24 protein-coding genes and 1 pseudogene are annotated in these 24,507 nt (G+C 39.9%); 8 read left to right on the top strand and 17 right to left on the bottom strand.

Features of this window, described 5'->3' with window-relative positions; genetic code table 11:
• Positions 1 to 5 precede the first annotated feature (5 nt).
• The 4 genes from GOM48_RS05710 to GOM48_RS05725 form a co-directional block, all read right to left on the bottom strand.
• Complete coding sequence (locus GOM48_RS05710) at positions 6 to 206, bottom strand: F0F1 ATP synthase subunit C (protein ID WP_001054555.1); 201 nt, start codon at positions 204 to 206, stop codon at positions 6 to 8.
• A 231-nt stretch (positions 207 to 437) separates the two neighbouring features.
• Complete coding sequence (locus tag GOM48_RS05715; protein WP_235096395.1) at positions 438 to 749, bottom strand: CHY zinc finger protein; 312 nt, start codon at positions 747 to 749, stop codon at positions 438 to 440.
• Positions 750 to 763: 14 nt separating this feature from the next.
• Entirely contained in the window at positions 764 to 2,050 is a 1,287-nt protein-coding gene (locus GOM48_RS05720) for a peptidase U32 family protein (RefSeq protein ID WP_235096396.1), read from the bottom strand.
• 136 nt (positions 2,051 to 2,186) lie between these two features.
• The gene (locus GOM48_RS05725; RefSeq protein WP_235096397.1) at positions 2,187 to 2,885 is read right to left on the bottom strand and encodes a GntR family transcriptional regulator; all 699 of its coding nucleotides are present in this window, start codon (positions 2,883 to 2,885) and stop codon (positions 2,187 to 2,189) included.
• Positions 2,886 to 3,025: 140 nt separating this feature from the next.
• On the opposite strand from GOM48_RS05725, the gene guaA reads away from it, so the two are divergent.
• The 6 genes from guaA to GOM48_RS05755 all read left to right on the top strand — a co-directional run bounded on the left by guaA (position 3,026) and on the right by GOM48_RS05755 (position 10,668).
• Entirely contained in the window at positions 3,026 to 4,588 is a 1,563-nt protein-coding gene (guaA, locus tag GOM48_RS05730; protein WP_235096398.1) for a glutamine-hydrolyzing GMP synthase, read from the top strand.
• A gap of 274 nt (positions 4,589 to 4,862) precedes the next feature.
• Positions 4,863 to 5,636 carry a class I SAM-dependent methyltransferase gene (locus GOM48_RS05735; protein WP_235096399.1) on the top strand — a complete coding sequence of 258 codons (774 nt, stop codon included), beginning with the start codon at positions 4,863 to 4,865 and terminating at the stop codon, positions 5,634 to 5,636.
• Between the two features lie 510 nt (positions 5,637 to 6,146).
• Positions 6,147 to 6,920 carry an ABC transporter ATP-binding protein gene (locus tag GOM48_RS05740; protein WP_235096400.1) on the top strand — a complete coding sequence of 258 codons (774 nt, stop codon included), beginning with the start codon at positions 6,147 to 6,149 and terminating at the stop codon, positions 6,918 to 6,920.
• Positions 6,910 to 8,964 carry an FtsX-like permease family protein gene (locus GOM48_RS05745; protein WP_235096401.1) on the top strand — a complete coding sequence of 685 codons (2,055 nt, stop codon included), beginning with the start codon at positions 6,910 to 6,912 and terminating at the stop codon, positions 8,962 to 8,964. The genes GOM48_RS05740 and GOM48_RS05745 overlap by 11 nt, the downstream gene beginning before the upstream one ends.
• Before the next feature lie 32 nt (positions 8,965 to 8,996).
• Positions 8,997 to 9,680: a response regulator transcription factor gene (locus GOM48_RS05750; protein WP_235096402.1), complete on the top strand. Its 684-nt coding sequence runs from the start codon at positions 8,997 to 8,999 to the stop codon at positions 9,678 to 9,680.
• Entirely contained in the window at positions 9,670 to 10,668 is a 999-nt protein-coding gene (locus GOM48_RS05755) for a sensor histidine kinase (protein ID WP_235096403.1), read from the top strand. Before GOM48_RS05750 ends, GOM48_RS05755 begins: the two co-directional genes overlap by 11 nt.
• Positions 10,669 to 10,756: 88 nt before the next feature.
• Here the strand turns inward: GOM48_RS05755 and ffh are convergent, their stop codons facing one another.
• From ffh to GOM48_RS05780, 5 genes are all read right to left on the bottom strand, one after another.
• Positions 10,757 to 12,328, bottom strand: coding sequence for a signal recognition particle protein (gene ffh, locus GOM48_RS05760; protein WP_000863612.1), 1,572 nt, complete (start codon positions 12,326 to 12,328; stop codon positions 10,757 to 10,759).
• Between the two features lie 17 nt (positions 12,329 to 12,345).
• Positions 12,346 to 12,561 (bottom strand): hypothetical protein, encoded by a 216-nt coding sequence (locus GOM48_RS05765; protein ID WP_000535217.1) that lies wholly within the window; start codon positions 12,559 to 12,561, stop codon positions 12,346 to 12,348.
• A gap of 2 nt (positions 12,562 to 12,563) precedes the next feature.
• On the bottom strand, positions 12,564 to 12,896 hold the full coding sequence (locus tag GOM48_RS05770; RefSeq protein ID WP_061427218.1) for a putative DNA-binding protein: 333 nt from the start codon (positions 12,894 to 12,896) through the stop codon (positions 12,564 to 12,566).
• 142 nt (positions 12,897 to 13,038) lie between these two features.
• Positions 13,039 to 14,235: an elongation factor Tu gene (gene tuf / locus GOM48_RS05775; RefSeq protein ID WP_001040719.1), complete on the bottom strand. Its 1,197-nt coding sequence runs from the start codon at positions 14,233 to 14,235 to the stop codon at positions 13,039 to 13,041.
• 239 nt (positions 14,236 to 14,474) lie between these two features.
• On the bottom strand, positions 14,475 to 15,590 hold the full coding sequence (locus GOM48_RS05780; protein WP_235096404.1) for an AI-2E family transporter: 1,116 nt from the start codon (positions 15,588 to 15,590) through the stop codon (positions 14,475 to 14,477).
• 104 nt (positions 15,591 to 15,694) lie between these two features.
• Here GOM48_RS05780 and pbp3 point away from each other — a divergent pair, with 104 nt between their 5' ends.
• Complete coding sequence (gene pbp3 / locus GOM48_RS05785; RefSeq protein WP_235096405.1) at positions 15,695 to 16,939, top strand: D-alanyl-D-alanine carboxypeptidase PBP3; 1,245 nt, start codon at positions 15,695 to 15,697, stop codon at positions 16,937 to 16,939.
• A gap of 33 nt (positions 16,940 to 16,972) precedes the next feature.
• Here pbp3 and sdbB read toward each other — a convergent pair whose 3' ends face one another.
• Both sdbB and ccdA2 read right to left on the bottom strand, forming a co-directional pair.
• The gene (gene sdbB, locus GOM48_RS05790) at positions 16,973 to 17,518 is read right to left on the bottom strand and encodes a thiol-disulfide oxidoreductase-associated lipoprotein SdbB (protein WP_084867144.1); all 546 of its coding nucleotides are present in this window, start codon (positions 17,516 to 17,518) and stop codon (positions 16,973 to 16,975) included.
• Positions 17,519 to 17,530: 12 nt separating this feature from the next.
• Positions 17,531 to 18,238: a thiol-disulfide oxidoreductase-associated membrane protein CcdA2 gene (gene ccdA2 / locus GOM48_RS05795; RefSeq protein WP_235096406.1), complete on the bottom strand. Its 708-nt coding sequence runs from the start codon at positions 18,236 to 18,238 to the stop codon at positions 17,531 to 17,533.
• Between the two features lie 220 nt (positions 18,239 to 18,458).
• Between ccdA2 and GOM48_RS05800 the strand changes: the two are divergent.
• A pseudogene (locus GOM48_RS05800) lies at positions 18,459 to 18,692 on the top strand (IS5/IS1182 family transposase); the annotation flags it as partial.
• Positions 18,693 to 19,059: 367 nt separating this feature from the next.
• On the opposite strand, the gene GOM48_RS05805 reads toward GOM48_RS05800, so the two are convergent.
• From GOM48_RS05805 to GOM48_RS05830, 6 genes are all read right to left on the bottom strand, one after another.
• A complete protein-coding gene (locus GOM48_RS05805) occupies positions 19,060 to 19,587 on the bottom strand; it encodes an AAA family ATPase (RefSeq protein ID WP_000426563.1) in 528 nt (175 codons plus the stop codon).
• Between the two features lie 55 nt (positions 19,588 to 19,642).
• The gene (locus GOM48_RS05810; protein ID WP_235096407.1) at positions 19,643 to 20,206 is read right to left on the bottom strand and encodes a TIGR01440 family protein; all 564 of its coding nucleotides are present in this window, start codon (positions 20,204 to 20,206) and stop codon (positions 19,643 to 19,645) included.
• A 110-nt stretch (positions 20,207 to 20,316) separates the two neighbouring features.
• Positions 20,317 to 22,008, bottom strand: coding sequence for a sensor histidine kinase (locus tag GOM48_RS05815; protein ID WP_235096408.1), 1,692 nt, complete (start codon positions 22,006 to 22,008; stop codon positions 20,317 to 20,319).
• A complete protein-coding gene (locus GOM48_RS05820; RefSeq protein WP_045616861.1) occupies positions 22,005 to 22,742 on the bottom strand; it encodes a response regulator transcription factor in 738 nt (245 codons plus the stop codon). The genes GOM48_RS05815 and GOM48_RS05820 overlap by 4 nt, the downstream gene beginning before the upstream one ends.
• 70 nt (positions 22,743 to 22,812) lie before the next feature.
• Positions 22,813 to 23,925 (bottom strand): peptide-methionine (R)-S-oxide reductase MsrB, encoded by a 1,113-nt coding sequence (msrB, locus tag GOM48_RS05825; RefSeq protein WP_235096409.1) that lies wholly within the window; start codon positions 23,923 to 23,925, stop codon positions 22,813 to 22,815.
• A gap of 9 nt (positions 23,926 to 23,934) precedes the next feature.
• Positions 23,935 to 24,498, bottom strand: a complete 564-nt coding sequence (locus GOM48_RS05830) for a redoxin family protein (protein WP_235096410.1) — start codon at positions 24,496 to 24,498, stop codon at positions 23,935 to 23,937.
• Between the last annotated feature and the right edge of the window lie 9 nt (positions 24,499 to 24,507).

Consider the following 24,507-nt stretch of genomic DNA (forward strand, 5'->3'; position numbering starts at 1 on the left):
TCTCTTTATTTGATGATAAATGAAAATACGAGAGTTACAAAGAATGTTCCTTCAATAAAGGCAATCCCCATGATCATTAAGCTACGCAATTGTGGAATGATGTCTGGTTGGCGAGCAGCTGATTTGAACAAACCGTTCATCAACATACCTTCTGCAAGGGATACACCCATACAGGCAAGACAAAGACCGAAAAATGTTAAATTCATGATGAATTCTCCTTTTATTTAAAATTTACTTACTTAGTTTAGTCCTAAAATTTTAATTTGTCAACTTTTTACTCACGTTGAAAGCGTTTCAGATAATTTATTTCTATTTTTGCCATTTTTATCCTATTATACAGAAAAATTTCTCATTTTAGAGCAAGTGTTTTTCCACTTTCACTCTGTTTTCTGAAACAAATTGAAAAAATCCAAGTTTGAAACTTGGATGAATTCATTTTATTTAAAATAATAGGAATAGTGTTTTTTGCAACCTGGATTAAATGGAGCACTACAGTAAGGACAAGCTAGCTGTTTTTGATATTCTTGAAATGTCATTGTCCTCTTACAAGCCCCACATAAAATCGGTTGATCCTCGGTAAGCGCCAAGGGATAGGGCGAAAATACATGCGTTTCTATAGTATTATGACACTGATAGCAAGCATAGTATTTCTTACACTCATAACACTGAAGGGAAACGATGTCCTTTTCGCCATGATAATGAATACATCTACTTTCATCATCAACTAACAAACCTTGTGCTTGAATCATTCACTTTTCCTTATCTAGGCACGAACTGTAACACTTGTCCCGTCTTCCTTATAGAGGTTAATGAGACCTTCCTTGAGAGCGCGGACCATGTCACCTGCCTGAACAGGTTGTGGAACCTTGATTGTCAAGAGTTCCATTGGATTTGGAGCGCGGTCGATTTTATTGCCCTTGGCATCATGAAGATCTTCAATATAAGTCTCAAAATGACGGAAACCTGGTCCATAAAACTCCACTTGATCGCCTTCGTTGATGACATTCCGTTGACGAATGGTTGCCGTTTGAGTCGCATCATCATACGCTACCACTTCAGCGACAAACTTGTATTCAGGAATTTTACGACGTGCGCCAAATAACTGTTCATTTTCAGACGGCGTACCGTAGTAGAAACCTGTTGCCAATTCACGTTGAGCAACCTTCCACATCTCGTCTACCAAGTCCTGTTTGATGGCTTCAAATTTCTCAGGACTTTCAAGATAAGCATCTACAGCCGCCTTGTAACAGTTGGTCACAGTTGAAACATAGTGGATGGATTTCATACGACCTTCAATCTTGAGACTGTCTACACCGTTTTCTATCATATCTGGTATATGGTCAATCATGGACATGTCAACGGCAGACATCGAAAATTCTTCTGGAATCTCCCCCTTAAGACTCTTACGTTCTTTACCAAAAGGCATATCGTAGAGGTCGTATTTCCAACGGCAAGACTGAGAACAACCACCACGGTTAGCATCACGCATACTCATGTGGTTTGAGAGCGTACAGCGACCTGAGTAAGAAATACACATGGCTCCATGGACAAAGGCCTCAATCTCAACATCTGTACGTTTGCGGATCTCTGCTAATTCTTCCATTGAAACTTCACGAGCCAAAACCACACGGGTCAACCCAAGTTCTTTCCAGAACTCTAGAGTTTCATAGTTGGTCGCACTGGCTTGAGTAGAGAGGTGAATCTCGAGACCTGGTGCTTCTGTTGCTGCAATCATGATTAAGGCTGGATCTGACACGATAACTGCCGCGATTCCGATATCACGTAACTTACGGAACCACTCACCAGCACCAGCTTCGTTTCCTTCGTGCATAACCATGTTAGCAGCCACATAGACCTTGGCACCGTACTTAGCTGCGAACTGCACGCCTTCTTCCATCTGTTCAAAGGTAAAGTTTCCAGCACGGCTACGAAGACCATAGGCCTGTCCACCGATGAAGACTGCGTCCGCACCATATTGGACAGCTACTTTTAGCTTTTCTAAAGTCCCTGCAGGCGATAAAACCTCAGGACGTTTTAATGTTTTTGTCATGTTTTCTCCTATTTGCAATATAAAAGTTTGACGTTTTTCCTTCTCATTTTATAGTAAATAAGCGATAAAATCAAGCCTAGACAGATTGTTTTGACAATTCTAATCTTTCCTAAAACAAAAAACTAGCCTTTCTAGACTAGTTATTTTCAAGATAAAATTCAAAGCGTTCGCCCACGTATTGACTTTTTACATATTCAAAAGCCGTCCCATCTTCAAGATAAGAGACCTGAGTCAACGCTAAAATGGCATGCCCTTTTTCAACTTCCAGATAGTGAGCTATCTTTTCCTTAGCCAATCTCGCATAAATGGTCTGTTGGGATTTGCCAATCCGGTAGCCATGCTGCTGCAAGGTTTGGAAGAAATGACTGGTGATTTCTTCTTTTTTGAAATCCTTAATAAATTTCTCAGGAATGGATGCGACTTCATAGACTAGTGGAACTTGGTCAGCGTAACGCACCCGTTCCATACGGATGATATTTTCAGTTGGTGAAATGCCTAGCTTAGCGACCTCTTGCTCATTTGGAATGGTTCTTCTATAAGAAATGAGTTGGCTGGAAGGAACTTTCCCCTGAGATTTGACAATCTCCGTAAAACTGGTCGTCCCCCGCATTTTTTCTTGGACCCGAGTACTAGAAACAAAGGTTCCACTTCCTACACGACGCTCCAAAACTCCTTCCTCAACCAAGAGGGAGATAGCTTGTCGCAAGGTCATCCGACTAACCTGAAACTGTTCCGCTAAATCTCGCTCACTTGGAAGTCTCTCTCCGATTTTCCAATGATGCTCATCTATATCCTTCTTGATCTGATCGTGGATTTTCATATAAGCTGGTAACATGATTTTCACTTCTTTTCTATATTTTCTCTATTGTACCGTATTTGCTAAGAAAAAGTCAAACTTTGCCTTGTTTAGTTGGTAATTCGCCCCTATTTGTGATAGAATATTGAAAAAGATATTTCTTTTGAGAAAGGAAAAAGATGAGCAACATTTCAACTGATTTGCAAGATGTAGAAAAAATCATCGTGCTGGACTATGGTAGCCAATACAACCAGCTGATTTCACGCCGTATCCGTGAGATTGGTGTTTTTTCGGAGCTAAAGAGTCACAAAATCTCAGCTGCAGAGGTTCGTGCGATTAACCCTGTAGGAATCATCCTCTCTGGTGGACCAAACTCTGTATACGAAGATGGTTCATTTGATATTGACCCAGAAATTTTTGAACTTGGTATTCCAATTTTGGGAATCTGCTATGGTATGCAACTTTTAACTCATAAACTTGGAGGAAAAGTTGTCCCTGCAGGTGATGCTGGTAACCGTGAGTATGGCCAATCACCACTTACCCATACCACTTCTGCCCTCTTTGAAGGAACTCCTGAAGAACAGATTGTTTTGATGAGCCATGGCGATGCTGTTACAGAGATTCCAGCTGATTTCGTTCGTACTGGAACTTCTGCTGACTGTCCTTATGCAGCCATTGAAAACCCTGACAAGCACATCTATGGTATCCAATTCCACCCAGAAGTTCGCCATTCTGTATATGGAAATGATATCCTTCGAAACTTTGCCCTTAACATCTGTAAAGCTAAGGGTGACTGGTCAATGGACAACTTCATCGATATGCAGATCAAGAAAATCCGCGAAACTGTAGGCGACAAGCGTGTTCTTCTCGGTCTATCAGGTGGTGTTGACTCTTCTGTTGTTGGAGTTCTTCTTCAAAAAGCAATCGGCGATCAATTGATCTGTATCTTTGTAGACCACGGTCTTCTTCGTAAGGGAGAGGCTGACCAAGTTATGGACATGCTTGGTGGTAAGTTTGGTTTGAACATTGTCAAAGCAGATGCCGCTAAACGTTTCCTTTATAAACTTGCTGGTGTTTCTGATCCTGAGCAAAAGCGCAAAATTATCGGTAATGAGTTTGTTTATGTCTTTGATGACGAAGCAAGCAAGCTAAAAGATGTAAAATTCCTTGCTCAAGGAACGCTTTACACTGACGTGATTGAGTCTGGTACAGATACTGCTCAAACCATCAAATCACACCACAATGTTGGTGGTCTTCCAGAAGACATGCAGTTTGAACTAATTGAACCATTGAATACCCTCTACAAGGACGAAGTTCGTGCCCTTGGTACAGAGCTTGGTATGCCAGACCACATCGTATGGCGCCAACCATTCCCAGGACCAGGACTTGCTATCCGTGTCATGGGTGAAATCACTGAGGAAAAACTTGAAACTGTTCGTGAGTCGGATGCCATCCTTCGTGAAGAAATTGCTAAAGCTGGTCTGGACCGTGATATCTGGCAATACTTCACTGTCAACACAGGCGTTCGTTCAGTTGGTGTTATGGGTGACGGTCGTACTTACGACTACACAATCGCCATTCGTGCCATTACTTCTATCGATGGTATGACAGCTGACTTTGCTAAAATTCCTTGGGAAGTCCTTCAAAAAATCTCTGTACGTATCGTAAATGAAGTGAATCACGTAAACCGTATCGTCTACGACATTACAAGTAAACCACCAGCAACAGTTGAGTGGGAATAGAGTTAATAAGTTTAAAAGGCCTTAGAAATATTGATTTCTAAAGCTTTTTATTTTGCATTAACAACAAATACTAAAATTATTCCTCTAAACTATACTCAGCTTTTATACGTTGGAGAATATGTGGTAAACTGAGTCATAGTAATAAATTTCTTTCTAGTAATGTGTTATAACTCTACTATAACGGATTTATTCCTTTTTGTATTTATACAACTTATTTTACGCTACCTTTATTTTTGTGATATAATGTCAAATTATAAAGTGGAGGTAATTTAAAATGATTAATAGAGTAATTGAACAATATGCAAAACAAGATAATCTTGACATTAGAGTAAAACTACATAAGAAGTATTCAAAAAATAAATTGGGCTTTAATAATTGGATTTTTTCTAACTACCAAATTACTGATGAAATTAACGTTCTAGAATTGGGATGCGGCACAGGAGAACTGTGGAAAAGTAATCTTGATTCTATAGACAAGATGAAGCGATTGGTAATTACGGATTTTTCTAGTGACATGGTAGAAACTACTAGGGCAGTGATTGGAAATAGAGACAATGTCAATTATGAAATAATGGATATCCAAAATGTTTCTTTTGAGAAAGAAACGTTTGATATTGTTATTGCCAATATGCTTCTATATCATGTAAATGACATTCCTAAAGCTCTCTCTGAAGTGAATAGAGTTTTAAAAAACGGGGGCATTTTTTATTGTGCTACATTTGGTGAAAATGGAGTTGTAGATTATTTGGCAAGCTTATTTAAAGATGAGGTTGTTCAAGATTTAGAAAATAAAACTTTTACTTTACAAAATGGAAAGGCTTATTTAAATAGGCATTTTGACACTGTGGAAAAATTAATTTATGATGACGAGCTACAGGTAACAAGTATAGACGATCTAGTTCAATATATTCAATCCTTGAAAGGAATTTCAGAAATAGGTTCACTAGAAGAGGGAATTATTCATAAAAGATTGGAAAGGGAGTTTAATAATGGTGTGTTAGTCATTCCTAAAGAATATGGCATGTTTATAGCTCGAAAAGAAAATTAAGGGGACTAAATTGTGAAACATTACAGAGAGCTTTTCGATATTTTAGAAAATTAATCGAATATTCTTTAAGCATGCTATAGCTGATTCTATATCAAAATCTCAACTTTTTAGATTTGAAAGGGAGAAAATGAAATTTCTATTTCAACATTTTTTGAATTATTAGGAATCAAAAGTTTAATCAGATCGACCTCATTAGTCAGACAAAACTTTAGATCGAATCTTTTTAATATACTGATTGTAATTAAATTTACTCTTTCTGATATTATTATCACTCACCACTACTTTTCCAGCCATTCTGGTTACTTCTTCTCTCATAGCATTTGCTTTTAAATTGGAGTATCTTCCGAGACTCCCTTTTTAAATCCCTGAATCCATGCTATAATATAGTAAGTATAAGTCCAATAACTTGACTATAAATGTCAGCGATAAAGATTTCTTACATCATCCGTAAGTGTTATTCTACTCTGATTCATACTATAATGAAAGTAACAAAAGATGGAGGTGTTTAACATGGAAACAATTTTACGAGTAGAATCATTAACAAAGCATTATGGAAAAGAGCCGAATATCACTAAGGCCTTGAACGGCATATCTTTTCAAGTTGTCAAAGGTGAGTTCTTAGGGATTATGGGGAGCAGTGGTTCTGGGAAAACAACCCTTCTTAACTGTCTCGCCACTATCATCAAGCCAACTGACGGCTCCATTCAAATGCAAGAAAAGGATTTAAGTCAATTAAAAGGTAGTCAGTTAGCTGATTATCGTGGTAAGGAAATCGGTTACCTCTTTCAAAATTTTGAGCTTTTGGACAATTTGACAGCCAAAGAAAATATTTTACTTCCCTTGTCTTTGCACAAGGTCGATGCCAACGAAAGCAAGGTTCGGTTAGAATTGCTTTCCCAATATCTGGATATTTCTGAACTTCTGGATAAGTTCCCATCTCAATTATCGGGTGGTCAACGGCAAAGGGTAGCTGCTGCGCGTGCCTTGATTTTAGACCCTAAGATTGTATTTGCGGATGAGCCCACAGGGGCTTTGGATTCAAAAAATGCGACCATTTTGATGCAAAAATTAGCTGAAATGAATCAAGTGGAAGAAACCACCATTCTCATGGTGACACACGATTCAGTCGCAGCCAGCTTTTGCAACCGCATCTTGTTTATCCAAGACGGAAAACTATTCCATGAAATCCGACGCGATTATCCAAGAGAGAGTCAGGAAGATTTTTACCACAGAATACTAAAGGTCATGGCTACGCTAGCTGGAGGTGATGGCAATGTTTTCTAAATTAGTCTCAAGAAATAGCAAGAGAGATCGAAAGAATAATGGCTTGTACTTCAGTTCCATGGTTCTTTCTATTATCTCCTTTTACATCATCCTTTCTTTGTCCCATCAAGATGTGATGATCTTTCTCAAACAAATAGAGAGTGACGCTGTAAATAAACTCTTTAGCATGATTCCCATTCTTTATGTTGCAACGCTCTTTATTCTCTTTTTTCTAGTCTACTTCGCAAGCAGTATGCAGATGGAAAGAAGAAAACATGAATTTGGTGTCTATCTCACACTGGGAATGCGAAGAAGCAAACTGTTCTTGCTACTCCTGCTTGAGGATTTGAGAAACAGTATCCTTGCCCTTGGAATAGGCCTTCCTATTTCTATCTTAATTTCAGAACTGATTAGCCTAATAACCGCTAAAATTGTAGGACTAGGGATTATTGAACATCAATTTTCTCTATCTACCACAGCTCTATTCTATACAGTAATCGGCTTCCTAGCCGTAAAATTAGCTGTTTTTGTTCTTTTAAGTGCAAAGACGGCCAATAAGGAAATTGGAAATCTGCTATCCTATTCTCCTTCTGGAATGAAGAAACTACTCCCCAAGGGTGTGTACCTTCTTGCTTCAGTCCTCGGAATTTTGCTTCTAGGAACAGCCTATTACATGGGTATGAGTGGACGAGCTTGGAAAAGTGTTATAACCATGGGCATCACTGTTTTCTTGGGGACTCTGGGAACTATCCTCCTCTTCTTTGGTATGCGTTTATTTATAGACTTTTTGGTTAAGCTTGGAAACAATCGAAAACTTCATGCCTATAATTTTAGACAGATTCAGGAATTAGTTATCCAGCGCTCAACTATACTGGCCATCTGCTCCCTCTTAATCTTTTCTGCCTTGTGCCTCTTTGGAGCAGGTGTGGCCATTGCAAGTGGCAATTCAGGCAATCAAACCCACGTATTGGATTATACATTTAGAGATAGCAAGCAGGAAACAGATGAAAATCTTGATGTAAATACAGTAAAAAAAGAGCTTGAAGCTGCTGGACTAGCATCACAGTTTTCAAAGATTCTGCAAATTAAAGTGGGCATGCCTAAAGAACACGAGTCCGTGTCCTTCGAAGAGGTCATCAAGGAGTTGAAAAAGCAAAAAGACAGCAAGAACAAGGAAATTTTGCTCCATAAATTTAAACAGTCTACTACTTCCCACCTCATGCCTGTTTCCGAATACAACGAACTCAGAAAGACTGCCAATCTCCCTCCTCTAGAATTAACTAGTAAGGAAGCATATTTGTATATGGGGAAAGATTTTCTGCCAGATGAAAGTCTCGTCAACTCTGTTCTGAAGACGAAGCCTCAAATCAAAGTCATGGAAAATGATGTAAAATTGATTGGAGAGGTGGAGTCTTTGCCAATCGTAACGGATCGTGAAATAACCCTCTCTGTTGCCCTCATAGTCCCAGATGAGACCTTTATGAGCTATACAGACGGTCACTATTCAAACTATGTCAGCGGTATCTTGGCTCCTGAGCTAGTCAAGGAAAAAGGCCTGATGAGAGCTATCTCAGATACCAATAAAAAGTTAAATCAAACCTCTCTTGGCTATGAAAGCTATATACAAAATATGGGAAGACAATTATTTTACATTATCTCTGCCAGCTATGTCACCATCTATCTGGCTATCATCTTCCTTGTTGTGGCAAATACAATCATCGGCGTTCAATTTTTGATGGGTCAGAGACAATCCTACAGACGATACCAAACCTTGATTCATCTTGGAGCTAATTACGAAACTCTTTGTAAATCGTCAGAAAAGCAAGTCAACTGGTATTTCGGTCTGCCAATAGCCCTTGCACTTATCAGTAGTAGCTTCGGAGTGGGCTCCCTCCTCACAGGAATAGTACCAGCCAGTGCAAGAATGGTCATGGGGCAGAAATTTATCACAGCCATGCTGATAGTACTGCTTTTAGCAGGCTTCGAAGTCATCTATATTAGAATTGTAAAGAAAAATAGCAACAAGTACTTATTGTCCTTAATGGAACCCAAAAGAGATGAATAAGGTAGAATAAATTAGGAAAAGGAGGAACCGATATGAAGCATATTCTGGTTATTGAAGATGAGGCCTTGATTCGAGATGAAATTGTCATCTTGTTAGAGAAAGCGGGTTATCAGGTTGATAAGTTGACTGACTTCAAAGATACAACCCAGCAAGTGCTGCAATACGATACGGATCTAATCATACTGGATTTGAATTTGCCAGGAGAAACAGGTTTTCAAATTTGTAAAAATCTCAAGTCAAAACGCTCTGTGCCCATATTGGTTCTCACTTCCCGTGAACAATTAAAAGATGAGATTTATGCCCTAAAATTAGGGGCTGATGAGTACCTAACAAAGCCTTTCAAGAAAGAAAGATTCTTGGCTCGTATAGAAAACATCTTGAAACGCTATGAAGGTAGGCAAAATCTACTTGAAAAAGATAATTTCCTGCTGGATCGAAATACCTATACCCTTTATATCAACGGACATTCGATTTTACTCCCCCAAAATCAAGGGAAACTGTTAGAAACCCTATTAGTGGCAACTGATTCTGTCGTCACAAAAGAAGAATTGAGCATGAAACTGTGGAATACAACTGAGTTCATCGATGAAAATGCCCTACAAGTAAATATTGCAAGGCTGAAAAAGGTGATGAAACAGGCTGGCATTGCCCTTCAAGTCAAATCCGTCAGAGGTATTGGTTACAAGCTAGAAGAGGTAAGCCCAGATGAAACATAATCTAAAATATCTAGCTACTTATCTGCCTTGGTTACTTGTTCTCTTAGCATTTGATCTATTTACAGCTGTCCTGCTTTGGCTTTCAGATGTGAGAATGTTTCAAGCCCTCATCCTTCTCTATATTTTAGCCACCGTCCTGCTTTTTTTCATCCTATCATTCCTAATGATAAGAAAAGAAAGAAAAAAATCCGCTGCCTATAAAGCCTTCATATCCAATCCTAAGATCGATACTGAGCTTGAATTATTGCAATTATCAAGTGCCTCAGAGAAAGAAAGCATTGAAAAAATGGCAGATACACTTTATCAAAAGCAGTCTGAAATAGGAAAACTCAACTCATTACTATCCGAATACGAGGACTATGTTGAAAAATGGGCGCATGAGATTAAACTCCCTCTATCGCTTCTTTCCCTCCTTTTGGACAACCAAAGTGACCAGTTGCCTAAGGATACAGCTTTTAAGTTGGACTATGTGAAAAATCAAATCCAAGGAAATGTATCACAAATCCTATTCTACTACAGGGTGAAAAGTGAGAAAAATGATTTTCTATTTGAAGACCTTGATCTAGAAGAATGTATCCAAGATCTCTTGGAAAACTTTGATCCCTTACTCAAAGAAAAGAATTTTACGATTCAGCTAGAAAATATACAAGGAACTTGCTACACTGATCAACGCAGTTTTGAATTTATCCTCTCCCAAATCCTCGCCAACGCCCTTAAATACAGCTCTGACAAGCCCAAACTCAGCATTTCTATGTCAAAAGACAAGGGACGCACAAGTCTGATTATTAGGGATAATGGCTGCGGAGTTAAAGCTTGCGACCTCCCTCATATCTTTGAAAAAGGCTTTACAGGAGACTCGGGAGATACCAGGAAAAAATCAACAGGCATGGGCCTCTATCTGGTCAAACAATTAGCAGATGCTTTAAAAATCGACATCACAGTAAAATCCGAATGGCTGCAAGGATTTGAAATCTCTCTTTCTATTTAATCAATTTTTCGATTAAGAAAATTGCCTAATCATAGAAAGTACATATTCTATATTGAAAAAGGAAAGCACTTCAGCTTTCCTTCCTTTTTTATTTGCGTTTTTTCTTAGCTTTTTTCATTTTGTTGGCCATGCGTTTCATGGACTGTTTCATGGCAAATTCACCAATTTTACCTTTGAGTCCGCCACCAAACATCTGACTCATATCTGGCATTCCTGCTCCTCCGAGAGCTGACAAGTCAGGCATGCCACCCTGTCCCATCATTCCTTCAAGGGCAGACATATCCATGCCACCCATATTTGGCATATTTTTAGGAAGGTTATTTGGATTGATCCCCATTTGCTTCATCATTTTGTTCATATCCCCAGACATAACACCTTGCATGAGCTGTTTGGCCTGGTTAAAGTCCTTGATGAATTTATTGACTTCGACAAAGGTATTTCCAGAACCTGCAGCGATACGACGGCGACGACTTGGATTTAACAAATCAGGATTTTCACGTTCTTCAGGTGTCATAGAGGACACGATGGCACGTTTACGAGCAATCTGGCGCTCATCGACCTTCATGTTTTGAAGGGCTGGGTTGTTAGCCATACCTGGTATCATCTTGAGCAAGTCTTCCATTGGCCCCATGTTTTGCACCTGATCTAACTGATCAATGAAATCATTGAAATCAAAGGTGTTTTCACGCATCTTCTCAGCCATTTCAAGAGCTTTTTGCTCATCGTATTCTTGAGAAGCTTTCTCGATCAAGGTCAGCATATCCCCCATACCGAGGATACGGCTTGACATACGATCTGGGTGGAAGGTTTCGATATCTGTTATCTTTTCACCCGTACCAGTGAACTTGATAGGTTTTCCAGTGATATGACGAACAGACAAAGCCGCACCACCACGAGTATCCCCATCAATCTTGGTAAGGATGACACCAGTCACTTCCAACTGAGCATTAAACTCACGGGCGACATTGGCCGCTTCCTGACCAATCATGGCATCAACGACGAGCAAAATTTCGTTTGGTTGAGCCAGTGCTTTCACGTCACGAAGCTCATTCATCAAGAGCTCATCAATCTGCAAACGACCCGCCGTATCGATCAAAACATAGTCGTTGTGATTGGCTTGTGCTTGCTCCAAACCTTGACGAACAATCTCAACAGCTGGTACTTCTGTTCCAAGAGCGAAAACAGGAACATCAATCTGTTGTCCAAGTGTTTTCAGCTGATCGATGGCTGCTGGACGATAAATATCCGCAGCAATCATCAAAGGTCGTGCATTTTCTTCCTTCTTGAGTTTGTTAGCCAGCTTACCAGCAAAGGTTGTTTTACCAGCCCCTTGCAAACCGACCATCATGATAATCGTAGGAATCTTAGGTGACTTAATAATTTCTGCCGTATCAGAACCTAAAACAGCTGTCAGTTCCTCGTCAACGATTTTGATAATCTGTTGCGCAGGATTAAGGGTATCAATGACCTCGTGTCCGACTGCACGTTCACGAACTTTCTTGATAAAGTCTTTTACAACAGGCAAGGCAACGTCGGCTTCAAGCAAGGCCAAACGAATTTCTTTGGTTGCTTCTTGGACATCCGCCTCAGAGATTTTTCCTTTTTTACGTAGATTTTTAAAGACGTTCTGTAAACGTTCTGTTAAACTTTCAAATGCCATTTTTTTCTCCTATTTACTCAATTCAGTGGAAATCGTCCGAAATGTTGCAAACACTCAAGTTCTTCGGGTGTGATTTCTTTCATGATTTCATTTGGATATCCCCAACAGCTAAAACCTATTTTCATAGCTTTGGAGATATCATTGGGCGAGATAATCTGTAGTCGAGTAGGAAATGGTTCCTCTGCGGCTAATAGTTTGCAAGGTAATCCTTGATAAATAACTAGACTGCCCATGATTACTCCCGATTGTCAATACTTGTTAAAATTTCTATCTGCTCCAGCAGAAAGTCATCCTTGGGATAACGCTCTAAGATCTGGTCAAAAATCTGACTGCGGACAATGTAGTCCGAATACATGTGCAGTTTCATCTCATAATCTTCTAGAATCTTTTCTGTCCGCTTGATATTGTCATAGACAGCCTGACGACTGACACCGAACTCTTCAGCAATCTCAGCAAGACTATAATCATCAGCATAATAGAGTTCAATATAGTTCATCTGCTTGTCTGTCAAAAGCGCCGCATAAAATTCAAAAAGCGCATTCATGCGATTGGTTTTTTCGATTTCCATAACCTTTATTATACCAAAAAATCTATCATATCGCTATACTAGAACGCCTTCTAAAATAATTCGAACACAAAAAAGAACCTTGCAAAGCAAGATTCTTTTAGTGTCTGACTTAAATAATTGTTCTTCTGGGAACTAAATCGAATTAAGCTTCGATTTCTGTAACCATACCTGAACCAACAGTACGTCCACCCTCACGGATAGAGAATGTAGTACCTTGTTCTACGGCGATTGGGTGGATCAACTCAACGTCGATAGTCACGTTATCACCAGGCATTACCATTTCAGTACCTGCTGGAAGTTCGATTGAACCTGTAACGTCAGTAGTACGGAAGTAGAATTGTGGACGGTAGTTGTTGAAGAATGGAGTGTGACGTCCACCTTCTTCTTTAGTAAGGATATAAACTTCACCTTTGAATTTAGTGTGTGGGTTGATTGAACCTGGTTTAGCGATAACTTGTCCACGTTCGATTTCGTCACGTTGAACACCACGAAGAAGGACACCTACGTTATCTCCGGCAAGACCTTCGTCAAGTTGTTTACGGAACATTTCAACACCAGTAACAACTGCTTTTTGAGTTTCTTCTTTGATACCAACGATTTCGATTTCGTCGTTGACACGAACAGTACCACGGTCGATACGTCCTGAAGCAACTGTACCACGTCCAGTGATTGAGAATACGTCTTCGACTGGAAGAAGCAATGGTTTGTCTGTGTCACGTTCTGGTTCTGGGATGTACTCATCAACAGTGTTCATCAATTCCATGATGATGTCTTCGTACTTAGAGTCACCTTCAAGAGCTTTAAGAGCTGAACCTTGGATAACTGGAAGATCGTCACCTGGGAAGTCGTATTCTGACAAGAGGTCACGGATTTCCATTTCAACCAATTCAAGCAATTCTTCGTCGTCTACCAAGTCAATTTTGTTCATGAAGACGATAAGGTGTTTAACACCAACCTGACGTGAAAGAAGGATGTGCTCACGAGTTTGTGGCATTGGTCCGTCAGTTGAAGCTACTACAAGGATAGCTCCATCCATTTGAGCAGCACCAGTGATCATGTTTTTAACGTAGTCCGCGTGTCCTGGAGCGTCGATGTGAGCGTAGTGACGTTTTTCAGTTTCGTACTCAACGTGCGCAGTGTTGATAGTGATACCGCGTTCGCGTTCTTCTGGAGCAGCATCGATAGACGCATAGTCTTTAGGTTGGTTAACTGCTGAAGGCAAGCGACGTGCCAAAACAGTTGTGATAGCTGCAGTTAGGGTAGTTTTACCGTGGTCAACGTGTCCAATAGTACCAATGTTAACGTGTGGTTTACTACGATCGTATTTTTCTTTTGCCATTTGAGTAAAAGCCTCCAATAAAATATATTTTATAGATAGACAGTAGGCAATACAGTCTAACTTTCCTTACTATTTTATCAAATTTCAGCTAAATTGCAAGTGTTTTACACACATTTTGTGAATTATTCTAAATCTTATAATTTCCCATTCTTTTCCTTCTCCAACAGAATCATTTAAAACACTTTTGACCAGTCTAACCTCAAGTCTTTTTATCAAAAAAAATCAGGTCTCCCTGATTTTTAGATTGATTCTGATTTTTCCAGTTCTTTTTCTTTGGCTTCTTTATGATTTTCATATAATTTCGCCAAGAACTTCGTAATTTCTTTTAGGATAGAATATGTTGGTACTGCTACAATCATTCCGATAACACCATAAATATTGCTAGAAAGTAAGAGAAGAACCAGAATGGTGATTGGATGAACCTTCATAACCCCTCCAACGATACGAGGATAAAGGATATTCCCATCAATTTGTTGAATAATCAGCATATAAATTACTGCAATGAGGACTCTGTGTGGATCAGTAAAGACATTAGCAATAATCATGGGAATCAGACCGATACTTGGTCCAACATAGGGAATAAGATTTGCCAAACCAGAAAAAATAGCAAAGACTAGAGCATATTTCAACCCTATCGTACTGTATCCAATATAGGCCAAACATCCGATAATAACAGCATCAATCGCAATTCCACTGATATAACGTGCGACAGTGGCGTTCAAATTCTTCAAGAGACTGGAGAAGTTTAATTTATCATGTTTTAGGACTGTTCGTTCCAACATCGGAAGGAATTTATGACCATCAAGCAAGAAATAAATCAAAAAGACTGGTGTCATAATGAGAATCAAAACAGTACTAAACAAGGCTGAAAGAACGCTGCCTAAACTATTGCTCACACTGTTGAGAATATTTTGTAAAATATCAACGTAAGATAAATTCAACTGTTGAATAGTTTTTTGAATATCAATATTTTGAAAGATTGGATTCATTGATAAATCATATATCAAATCTTGCAAGCGGCTATAGATATTCTGGCTAGAAATAATCAAACTTGTCAACTGATTGATCAAAATCGGTAGCAAGTAGACTACCCCTACTACTATTGTACCAATCAAGGCACAAAGAGTGATGAGCACACCTATCAAACGATTGACATTACATTTCTTTTCTAGAAATGTTACGATGGGATTTGTCAGGTAATAGAAAAATCCTCCGAGCAAAAATGGAATCATAATGGTATTAGCTACCATCACAAAAGGTGTGACAATCGCTCCCATCTCTCTCCAAAGGTAGAAAATAAGAGTTAATAGTAAAATTTCAGCTGTCCAAAAAAATAACTTGTTTCTACGGAACATAGGCGCCTCCTTCTTTCTATTTTACCATAATTCTTCAAAAAGATAAGATGGCTTTACTATAAAAACGAGAATATTTTTTCGCTTTGTGATAGAATAAAACTACTATGAAGAAAATAATTTTATCCTTACTAACTCTTATCATTTTTGGCACAGCCATTCCTACTGTATCTGCGCAAGATTTTGATGTTGCTGCCAAGCATGCCATCGCTGTTGAAGCAAACACTGGGAAAATTCTCTACGAAAAAGATGCTACTCAAGCTGTTGAAATTGCCTCTATCACCAAGATTCTCACTGTCTACCTAGTCTATGAAGCCTTGGAGCAAGGTACAATTAGCCTATCTACCCCAGTTGATATCTCTGACTATCCATACCAACTTACAACCAATTCTGAGGCTAGTAATGTTCCTATGGAAGCGCGCAAGTATACAGTGGAACAATTATTGGAAGCAACTCTAGTATCAAGTGCCAATAGTGCAGCCATTGCTCTTGCTGAAAAAATTGCTGGTTCAGAGAAAGACTTCGTTGACAAGATGAGGGCGAAACTTCTTGAATGGGGCATCCAAGATGCTACTATTGTCAATACTACTGGACTTAATAACGAAACACTTGGAAATAATATCTATCCTGGTTCTAAAAAGGATGAGGAAAACAAACTAAGTGCTTACGATGTTGCAATCATCGCTCGAAACCTCATCAGAGATTACCCTCAAGTTTTAGAAATAACCAAGAAATCTTCATCAACATTTGCTGGTATGGAAATTCACTCTACTAACTATATGTTGGAAGGGATGCCTGCTTATCGTGGTGGTATTGATGGACTAAAGACAGGTACTACTGACAAAGCTGGTGCTTCTTTCGTTGGAACAACTGTTGAGAAAGGGATGCGTATCATTACGGTTGTTTTAAATGCAGATCAACAAGATACCAACCCTTATGCACGTTTTACCGCAACTTCTGCACTTTTAGATTATATTTCTGCAAACTTTGCCTTAAAAACTGTCGTCCAGAAAGGTGAAGCATACAAAGATAGTAAAGTGACAGTTCTTGACGGGAAAGAAGATAGCGTTGCAGCCGTTGCTAAGTCAGACATTTCCATCGTCCAACGCATCGGAAGCGGTACTACACCTGCTCTCCAATTCACACCAAAATCAACATCAGAAATAGCTCCACTGGAAGAAGGCAAGGTTGTCGGTACCCTAACCTATGATGATCAGGATTTGATCGGCCAAGGCTATCTCACTTCCGACAAACCATCTTTTGAAATGGTTTCTGAAAAGAAAGTAGAAAAAGCCTTCTTTTTGAAGGTTTGGTGGAATCAATTTATCCGCTTTATCAATGAAAAACTATAAAAAATCGCGAACAATCGCGATTTTTTCTTTATTTTATTTCATTTCTTTAAATGCTGCTTCTGCATCAGCATTGCTAATAGCACCAAATTGGATTTTTCCGATTTTTCCTTGACTGTCAATCAAGTATTCCGTTGGAATACTACGAATTTGGTAGGCTTGAAAAGTAGTTGCTTGCGTATCGTATAGAACTGGTATATCCTTGTATCCTTGTTCTTGGTACCATTTTGGAAACTCTTCAACTGTTTTTTCACCTTGTAGCCCTGGTGCGACAACACTTAGGATTTCAAAATCTCGATCTTGTTTTGCAGCTAATTCCATCAACTCAGGCATACTCTTTCGACAAGGTCCACACCAAGAAGCCCAGAATTTTAAATAGACTTTTTTCCCTTTATAATCTGATAACTTGACTTCTTTGCCATCCATAGACTGCAAGGTGAAGTCTGGCGCATCCTTACCGACCGCGATTTGCTGTACAGTAGACTGTTTGGGATTTTCCGTTTGTTTGGTTTCTTTTTCACCACAGGCAATCAACAAGAATAGAGACATGAGGCTCAATCCAGCAAAAATAACTTTTTTCATCTTTTTCTCCTTTTATCCAAGAATTCCTGACAAGGCATTTAACTGCCCGAGCATTAATAATAATCCCATCAAAATAATCAAGGCTCCCCCGATTTTCTTTAGTAGGATCATATGGGGTTTTAATTTGCTAAAATAGGGCATGATCCATCCCGAAGCCAAGGCCAGAACAAGGAAAGGAAGGGCCATTCCCAATGTGTACACTAAGGTTAGTAAGGCTCCTTGCCAAGCACCATTCCCTCCAGAAGCTGCAAGAGCCAAGACCGAACTTAAAACGGGGCCGATACAAGGGGTCCAACCAAAACTAAAGGTTATCCCAAGCAAAAAGGCTGACAGATAGTGATTAGACTTTGATTGTTTGAAGGTGACTGTCTTTTGAACTTCCAGTTTATTGAAATGCAAGATTTCCATCTGGTGAAGTCCTAAAAGAATAATGACTATGCCCATAGCATAACGAAACCAGTCTGCATAGAGCATGTGCCCTAGGAATCCAGCTCCAAATCCTAAAATAAAGAAAATGAGGGAGATTCCTGCAATAAAGCACAAGGTTCGAATTAAGCCCGACCATGCAACGTCTCTTCCAAAAAAGCGAAAGCTTTTCGAATTTCCCTGATCATCCAGTAAAATACCAGCATAGACAGGTAGCAAAGGAAAGATGCAGGGTGAAAAGAAGGACAGGATACCTGCTAAAAAAACGGATACTAAAAATATAATCGACTCCAACGAATTACCTACTTTCTCAAAATTCTAATCCTATTTTACTACAAAAGAATAAATTTGTAAGAAGTCTGCTACGCTTGTTTATTTTGACTAAATTTGACACAAAAAAAGGAGCTAAGCTCCTTTCAGATTGAAGACAAAGTCCTTAGACTACAAATTTCTAAGGGCTTTTCTTTGTGTAAAGTCGTATAATAGAGGTAAGAAAAGTTGTCAGGTGTTCCCTATGTTTCACAAAGAAAATCTCGAATATAACCGCAATCAAGTTGGTTTTTACGCGCTAGTTGAACTCGTTCCGCAAGCCCATTTTCCTCGTCAGGTTGAGCAGATGATCGATTTTTCCTCCATCTATGACTTAGTCGCAGATACTTATTCTGAAGATAAAGGTCGTCCTAGTTTAGACCCTGTTATGCTGGTTAAAATCCCTCTCATCCAATGTTTCTACGGTATCCGTTCCATGCTCTTGGTAGATTTCCACCTATGCCAGCAAGTCCGCCACTTCTGATAAATCTCTCGTTTTTAACTCTTTGATTGGCTGGGTAAAGGTGTATCTCTCACCCAAAGCCCTAAAATCAATCACTGTTTTTCTATGCATATCTTAAGTATAGCACAAAAAGGCAGACCTAGAACAGCTAAATCCAGCTTTGTTTACTGATTTCTATAACGAAAAATCTTCTCTAAGTTGCTTTTTTCTACTTTTGGCAATTTTCCATCAGATAGCATCCCTTCTTCTTGTAAAAGATGGTCTTGTTTGGAGTACTTTGCACAAGAATTCAACAAAAAAACAGAGAGAGTCTTGGTTTCTATACCCTTACTCTCCCTGTCTTTTACTGTTCAGAAATTAAAAATTGATTTGAAGTTTTAATGATGTTTACCGTTTCCTTGACATCTAAATCATCCGTGAATAGAAAATGATGTTTCTCACTATTTTTAGCTAGAAACTCATTTCTTGCTTGGATTGATAAATCGCCTGTTCTCTCAATTTCTTTTCGAGAAGAATCCCTATCTTTCAAGGTTTCTTCTTGAGCCATTAGGACACAATATTTTAGCTTAATCCGTTTTTCTTTTAAGAAGGCTGCAATTTTCTTCAGTTGCTCTTCAAATATGACATACTCTATCACGACAGTAATGCCACGATCCAAGAAATTATTGGTCAGACTGATGATATTATCCCAGAATAAATCCATGAAAAATCCATCATCCTCCCAAGGAGCTACGAGACCTCCTTTAATCATTAAGTAAATCATATCCCCCTCTATCACTGCACTTTTGTCAAAAGAATAGGCCAACTCTTTGCTGACAGTGCTCTTTCCAACGCCTGGGGGACCTGAAACAATATAAACACAATTTTCCAACCTTTTACCTCTACATACTTGAAATATCTCTAACTTACGATAACTTTCAGCCCACTTATGACTTTCTTATGAAGTCTTCAGGATACTGCGCACGCGCACCACCGATGAGTTTTGGACGGCTAGCTAAAGCCGTTACATGGGCGTGCCCAATCTCACGTAGTACCGGTCGAATCGGAACCTGCACATGCTTGACATGCATGCCAATTGCGGTATCTCCGATATCCAATCCAGCATGAGCCTTAATGAACTCCACTTCAACAGGGTCCTGCATAAACTTGAAGGCCGCCAACTGACCCGAACCTCCCGCATGAAGAGTAGGTAGTACACTGACGATTTCCAGACCAAACTGCTCTGCCACCTGGCGTTCAACAACGAGGGCACGATTGACATGCTCACAACCTTGAACAGCTAGATGAATTCCTTTTTCTTCTAGGATATCTAGGATGGTCTTCACAATGATTTCCCCAATTTCTTGGCTGGATTCCTTGCCAATATGGCCACCTAAAACTTCGCTAGAGGATAGACCTAGGACAAAGAGGCTTCCTTCACGCAATCCTATCTTTTCCAAAACATTCTCAATTACCTGCTGTGTTTCTGTTTTAATTTTACTTTTGTCCATCACTCTTAACCTCATTATTCTCCTACTATCATATCTTTTTTTAATGATTTTATCAAGGCGAACTGAACAATCTGATTTTTAATAGTAAAACTCCCAGAATTGACTGGGAGCTAACTTGATACTATTCTATTTATGTATATTTCAACTATCGTCCCTTTTTCGGGTGCAGAATTGATCTTCATCTGGTAATTGTCTCCAAAATGAAGTTTGAGTCGTTGGTTGACATTTTGTAGGCCAACTCCCCCACGTTTGAGCTGACTTTGACTGCTATCCTCAGGATTTTGGAAACCAACACCATCATCCTCAATGCGGATGATTAGTCCTGAATCCTTTTTCTGGACGGAAACTTTAATATGTCCCTGTCCATCTTTCTCCTTGATGCCGTGATAAAGGGCATTTTCTACAAGAGGTTGTAACACCAGCTTGGGCAAGACTAAATTATCAAAGTCAGGATCTTCATCAATCTCATACTCCAGCTTATCTCCGTAGCGCTGCTTCTGGATAAAGAGATACTGGCGGACATGATTGATTTCATCAGAAAGAGAAATCAAATCCTTTCCTTGATTAAGCGCCAAGCGGAAATAAGTTGCCAAGGACTTGGTCACCTGAACCACTCGCTGACTATCCTGAAATTCAGCCATCCAGATGATAGTGTCCAAAGTATTGTAGAGGAAATGGGGGTTAATCTGGCTTGACAAGGCTTGAAGTTCATACTGTCGAGTCGCTTCTTCCTGCCTGCGAATAGCTGCCATCAGCTGATCAATCTGATCCAACATGGCATTAAACTGGCGAGTCACTTCTCTTAATTCATAGGCACCAGCTTCCTTAGCACGCAGATTTTGTGTACCAGAAGCAATTTTCAGCATGGTCTCTCTCAAATCCTTCAAAGGGGCAATCCAGCGTTTGAGACTGAACCACACCAAGCAGAGACAGGCAAGAAGAGATAAGGCACTAGCACCAAGCAAGGTCCACATGAGTTGACTCCGAACCTGATCTAACTTCTCCAACGAAGACACGCCTATAACCGTCCAATCAGTTCCTGCAATCTGTTCCTGACTGACGTAGGATTGGTGATCCAGCGTATAGCCCTGCCCCGTTTCAATGTAGGGTTTCATGGCCTCCATTTCACTTGCTGAGCTATAGACAGTACGTTTAGGATGGTAGACAAATTCATGGTTTTCATTGATGATAAAGGCAAAGCCCTGCTGGCCCAACTGGAGTTGGTTGAGATAGGCTTCCAGAGTTTCATAGGAAATATCCAATCGAAGTACGCCAAGATTGGCTCCCTTTGTATCGACAAGTTCCTGAGTGACAGAAATGACCCACTGACTGTCTGATTTACGAGCTGGTGTCAAAACTGGCTTAGCTCCCTGATGAATAGCCTTTTGGTACCAATCCTCAGCCATCATATCTGAGGAAGTTTTCATCTGCACACTATCATCTGTAGAAATAACCTGACCGGATTTGGTGACCAGTACCACCGTTTTCAAGTCCTGGTCTGCCTTTAAGATCGTCAAAAACAGATCTCGGATTCCCTTGACTTGGTCTTGGTTAGGATTCTCAGCATAGGCTAAGACATCCTTCTGCTGGGTCAAACTGGTAGAGGTGGTTTCTAATTTTTTGATATAAGACTGAATAAAGTGGCTAGTTTGGCTAATGGTCGTTTGGCTATTACCCTCGATAGTAGCCTCAATAGCTGATGAACTAGATTGATAATAGAAAGTCCCAACCACAGCTAGTAGAATGAGAAAGACCAGAAAGATGGAAATAACCATTCTGACTAAAAGAGAAGAACGCTTCATCGACCTTCTCCCTTCTTAAACTGACGAGGTGTCACACCTGCAATCTGTTTAAAACGTTGGGTAAAGTAGTTCATATCCTCAAAACCAACCTTTTCGGCTATCTCATAAATCTTTAAATCTGTGGTCAAAAGCAAGAGCTTGGCTTGTTTGACACGCTCTCTCACCAGGTAATCCTGAAAAGGCAGCCCCAACTCTTTCTTAATCAAGGAGCTCAGATAAGTCGGACTAAAGCCCAATTCACTGGCCAAGCTCTTTAAACTAAATTGACTGTCAGCCAGATGAGACTGAATCTTCTGAGCCAGGTTTCCCTCAAACTTATCGGTCAGTAAATCTTGTAACTGCTCTTCTTTTTCTTCCTTGTCTAGTTTTTGCTTGATTTTCCCCAACATTTCCTCAATATCCTGACGCGAAAAGGGCTTGAGCAGGTAGTCATCTACACCGAGTTTGACAGCAGACAAGGCATAATCAAAATCATCGTAACCTGTCAAAAAAACCAAATGCACCTGAGGATAGGTTTCTCGTACCAGACTAGCCAACTGGATGCCATTCAGCTGAGGCATATTGATATCGGTTAAAATGATATCTGGCACCTGCTTTTGAATCAAATCCCAAGCCTGTCTTCCATTTTCAGCCTGACCGATGATTTCCATATCGTAGGCTGCTACATTGACCAGCTTGGTCAAGCCTTGTCTTACCAGATACTCATCTTCTACGATTAAGATTGTGTAGGTCATGCTCTGCTCCTTTACCACTTACTAGTATCAGTATAGCAAAATTCTCCACTAACTGCTTAGGAAAGACTTCTTAATCGACATAATCTAGTAAATAGGCATAGCCTTTTTCTTCCATTTGGTCTTTGGGAATAAATCGGATAGAAAGACTATTGATACAGTAGCGCAAGCCACCCTTGTCCTGAGGCCCATCTGTAAAGACATGGCCAAGGTGAGAATCTCCAACTCGACTTCTCACTTCCATGCGCGTCATATTGTAAGACTTATCTTCCTTGTAAGTGACAACATCTGGACTAATTGGTTGGGTGAAACTAGGCCAGCCACAACCAGACTCAAACTTGTCCTTTGATGAAAAGAGGGGTTCGCCAGTTGCCACATCCACATAGATACCAGATTCAAATTTATCCCAGTAGCGGTTTGAAAAAGCTCGTTCTGTTTGATTTTTCTGGGTAACTGCATACTCCTCAGGCGACAAGGTCTTTTTCAATTCCTCATCACTTGGTTTAGGATATTTGCTGGCATCGATGACGGGGTAGGCAGCCTGATTGACATTGATATGACAATAGCCATTTGGATTTTTCTTGAGGTAGTCTTGGTGATAATCCTCCGCCACCACAAAATTCTTCAAGTTTTCCTTTTCAACTGCCAGAGGTTGGTCGTATTTCTTAGCCACCTCATCAAAGACTTGGTTGATTACTTCCAAATCCTTGTCATCTGTGTAATAAACGCCAGTACGATACTGGGTACCCACATCATTTCCTTGTTTATTTTTGCTGGTTGGATTGATAATGCGGAAGTAATGAAGCAGGATTTCCTTGAGGGAAATTTGATTGGCGTCGTAAGTGACATGGACGGTTTCCGCATGTCCTGTTTGGTTAATCAATTCGTACTTGGTTGTTTCCCCTCTACCGTTTGCATAGCCTGAAACGGCATCTGTCACTCCGGGAACGCGTGAGAAGTATTCCTCCACTCCCCAGAAACAACCTCCAGCTAGATAAATTTCGTGCAAGTCTGCGTCTTTGCTCACTTCTGTTTTTTTCACTGTTTTTCCTCCTTGGCTAACTGATGCTTTCTCAATTTGCGAGCTATCTGTCTGCCCTGCATTTCGCATTAATAGAAAATAGAAACCGGTTATGGCTAGAAGAATGACCCCTGCCAAGACAAAAAGTTTTACTTTATCATTCATAGCCTTTCTCTACCCCATTTCTTTCAATTCTTTTAAAATCATATCCTTATCCATAAAACCTGGTTGCGTTTTGACCAGCTTGCCTTCCTTGTCTATAAAGGCTTGAGTCGGATAAGAACGGACACCATAACTTTCCAAGAGTTTACCTGATGGATCAATTAGAACTGGGAAATTTTTATAATCCAAGCCCTTATACCAATTCTTAAAGTCCGCTTCAGATTGCTCCCCCTTGTGACCAGGAGAGACCACTGTCAAAACTACATAGTCATCACCAGCATCCTTAGCGATTTCATCGGTATCTGGAAGACTGGCTAGACAGATAGAACACCAAGAAGCCCAGAATTTGAGATAGACTTTCTTGCCCTTGTAATCAGACAAACGATAGGTCTTGCCATCTACTCCCATCAGTTCAAAATCAGCAACCGCCTGACCTTTAGTCGCAGTTTGCGAACTGACTTGTTCTGTTTTGGTTTGCTCCTTCATAGTAGACTCGTCTGACATGTTTTTAGCCGAACAGGCTGCCAAACAACAGATTGAGCCTACTCCAAGAATACATGTTTGCCATTTTTTCATTTCTTTTTC

The sequence above is a fragment of the Streptococcus oralis genome (assembly GCF_021497885.1).
Lineage (GTDB): Bacteria > Bacillota > Bacilli > Lactobacillales > Streptococcaceae > Streptococcus > Streptococcus oralis_BQ.

Coding starts and splice junctions, on each gene's coding strand:
- GOM48_RS05710 (WP_001054555.1), bottom strand. CDS start 206: ATGAATTTAACATTTTTCGGTCTTTGTCTTGCCTGTATGGGTGTATCC.
- GOM48_RS05715 (WP_235096395.1), bottom strand. CDS start 749: ATGATTCAAGCACAAGGTTTGTTAGTTGATGATGAAAGTAGATGTATT.
- GOM48_RS05720 (WP_235096396.1), bottom strand. CDS start 2,050: ATGACAAAAACATTAAAACGTCCTGAGGTTTTATCGCCTGCAGGGACT.
- GOM48_RS05725 (WP_235096397.1), bottom strand. CDS start 2,885: ATGTTACCAGCTTATATGAAAATCCACGATCAGATCAAGAAGGATATA.
- guaA (WP_235096398.1), top strand. CDS start 3,026: ATGAGCAACATTTCAACTGATTTGCAAGATGTAGAAAAAATCATCGTG.
- GOM48_RS05735 (WP_235096399.1), top strand. CDS start 4,863: ATGATTAATAGAGTAATTGAACAATATGCAAAACAAGATAATCTTGAC.
- GOM48_RS05740 (WP_235096400.1), top strand. CDS start 6,147: ATGGAAACAATTTTACGAGTAGAATCATTAACAAAGCATTATGGAAAA.
- GOM48_RS05745 (WP_235096401.1), top strand. CDS start 6,910: ATGTTTTCTAAATTAGTCTCAAGAAATAGCAAGAGAGATCGAAAGAAT.
- GOM48_RS05750 (WP_235096402.1), top strand. CDS start 8,997: ATGAAGCATATTCTGGTTATTGAAGATGAGGCCTTGATTCGAGATGAA.
- GOM48_RS05755 (WP_235096403.1), top strand. CDS start 9,670: ATGAAACATAATCTAAAATATCTAGCTACTTATCTGCCTTGGTTACTT.
- ffh (WP_000863612.1), bottom strand. CDS start 12,328: ATGGCATTTGAAAGTTTAACAGAACGTTTACAGAACGTCTTTAAAAAT.
- GOM48_RS05765 (WP_000535217.1), bottom strand. CDS start 12,561: ATGGGCAGTCTAGTTATTTATCAAGGATTACCTTGCAAACTATTAGCC.
- GOM48_RS05770 (WP_061427218.1), bottom strand. CDS start 12,896: ATGGAAATCGAAAAAACCAATCGCATGAATGCGCTTTTTGAATTTTAT.
- tuf (WP_001040719.1), bottom strand. CDS start 14,235: ATGGCAAAAGAAAAATACGATCGTAGTAAACCACACGTTAACATTGGT.
- GOM48_RS05780 (WP_235096404.1), bottom strand. CDS start 15,590: ATGTTCCGTAGAAACAAGTTATTTTTTTGGACAGCTGAAATTTTACTA.
- pbp3 (WP_235096405.1), top strand. CDS start 15,695: ATGAAGAAAATAATTTTATCCTTACTAACTCTTATCATTTTTGGCACA.
- sdbB (WP_084867144.1), bottom strand. CDS start 17,518: ATGAAAAAAGTTATTTTTGCTGGATTGAGCCTCATGTCTCTATTCTTG.
- GOM48_RS05810 (WP_235096407.1), bottom strand. CDS start 20,206: ATGGACAAAAGTAAAATTAAAACAGAAACACAGCAGGTAATTGAGAAT.
- GOM48_RS05815 (WP_235096408.1), bottom strand. CDS start 22,008: ATGAAGCGTTCTTCTCTTTTAGTCAGAATGGTTATTTCCATCTTTCTG.
- GOM48_RS05820 (WP_045616861.1), bottom strand. CDS start 22,742: ATGACCTACACAATCTTAATCGTAGAAGATGAGTATCTGGTAAGACAA.
- msrB (WP_235096409.1), bottom strand. CDS start 23,925: ATGAATGATAAAGTAAAACTTTTTGTCTTGGCAGGGGTCATTCTTCTA.
- GOM48_RS05830 (WP_235096410.1), bottom strand. CDS start 24,498: ATGAAAAAATGGCAAACATGTATTCTTGGAGTAGGCTCAATCTGTTGT.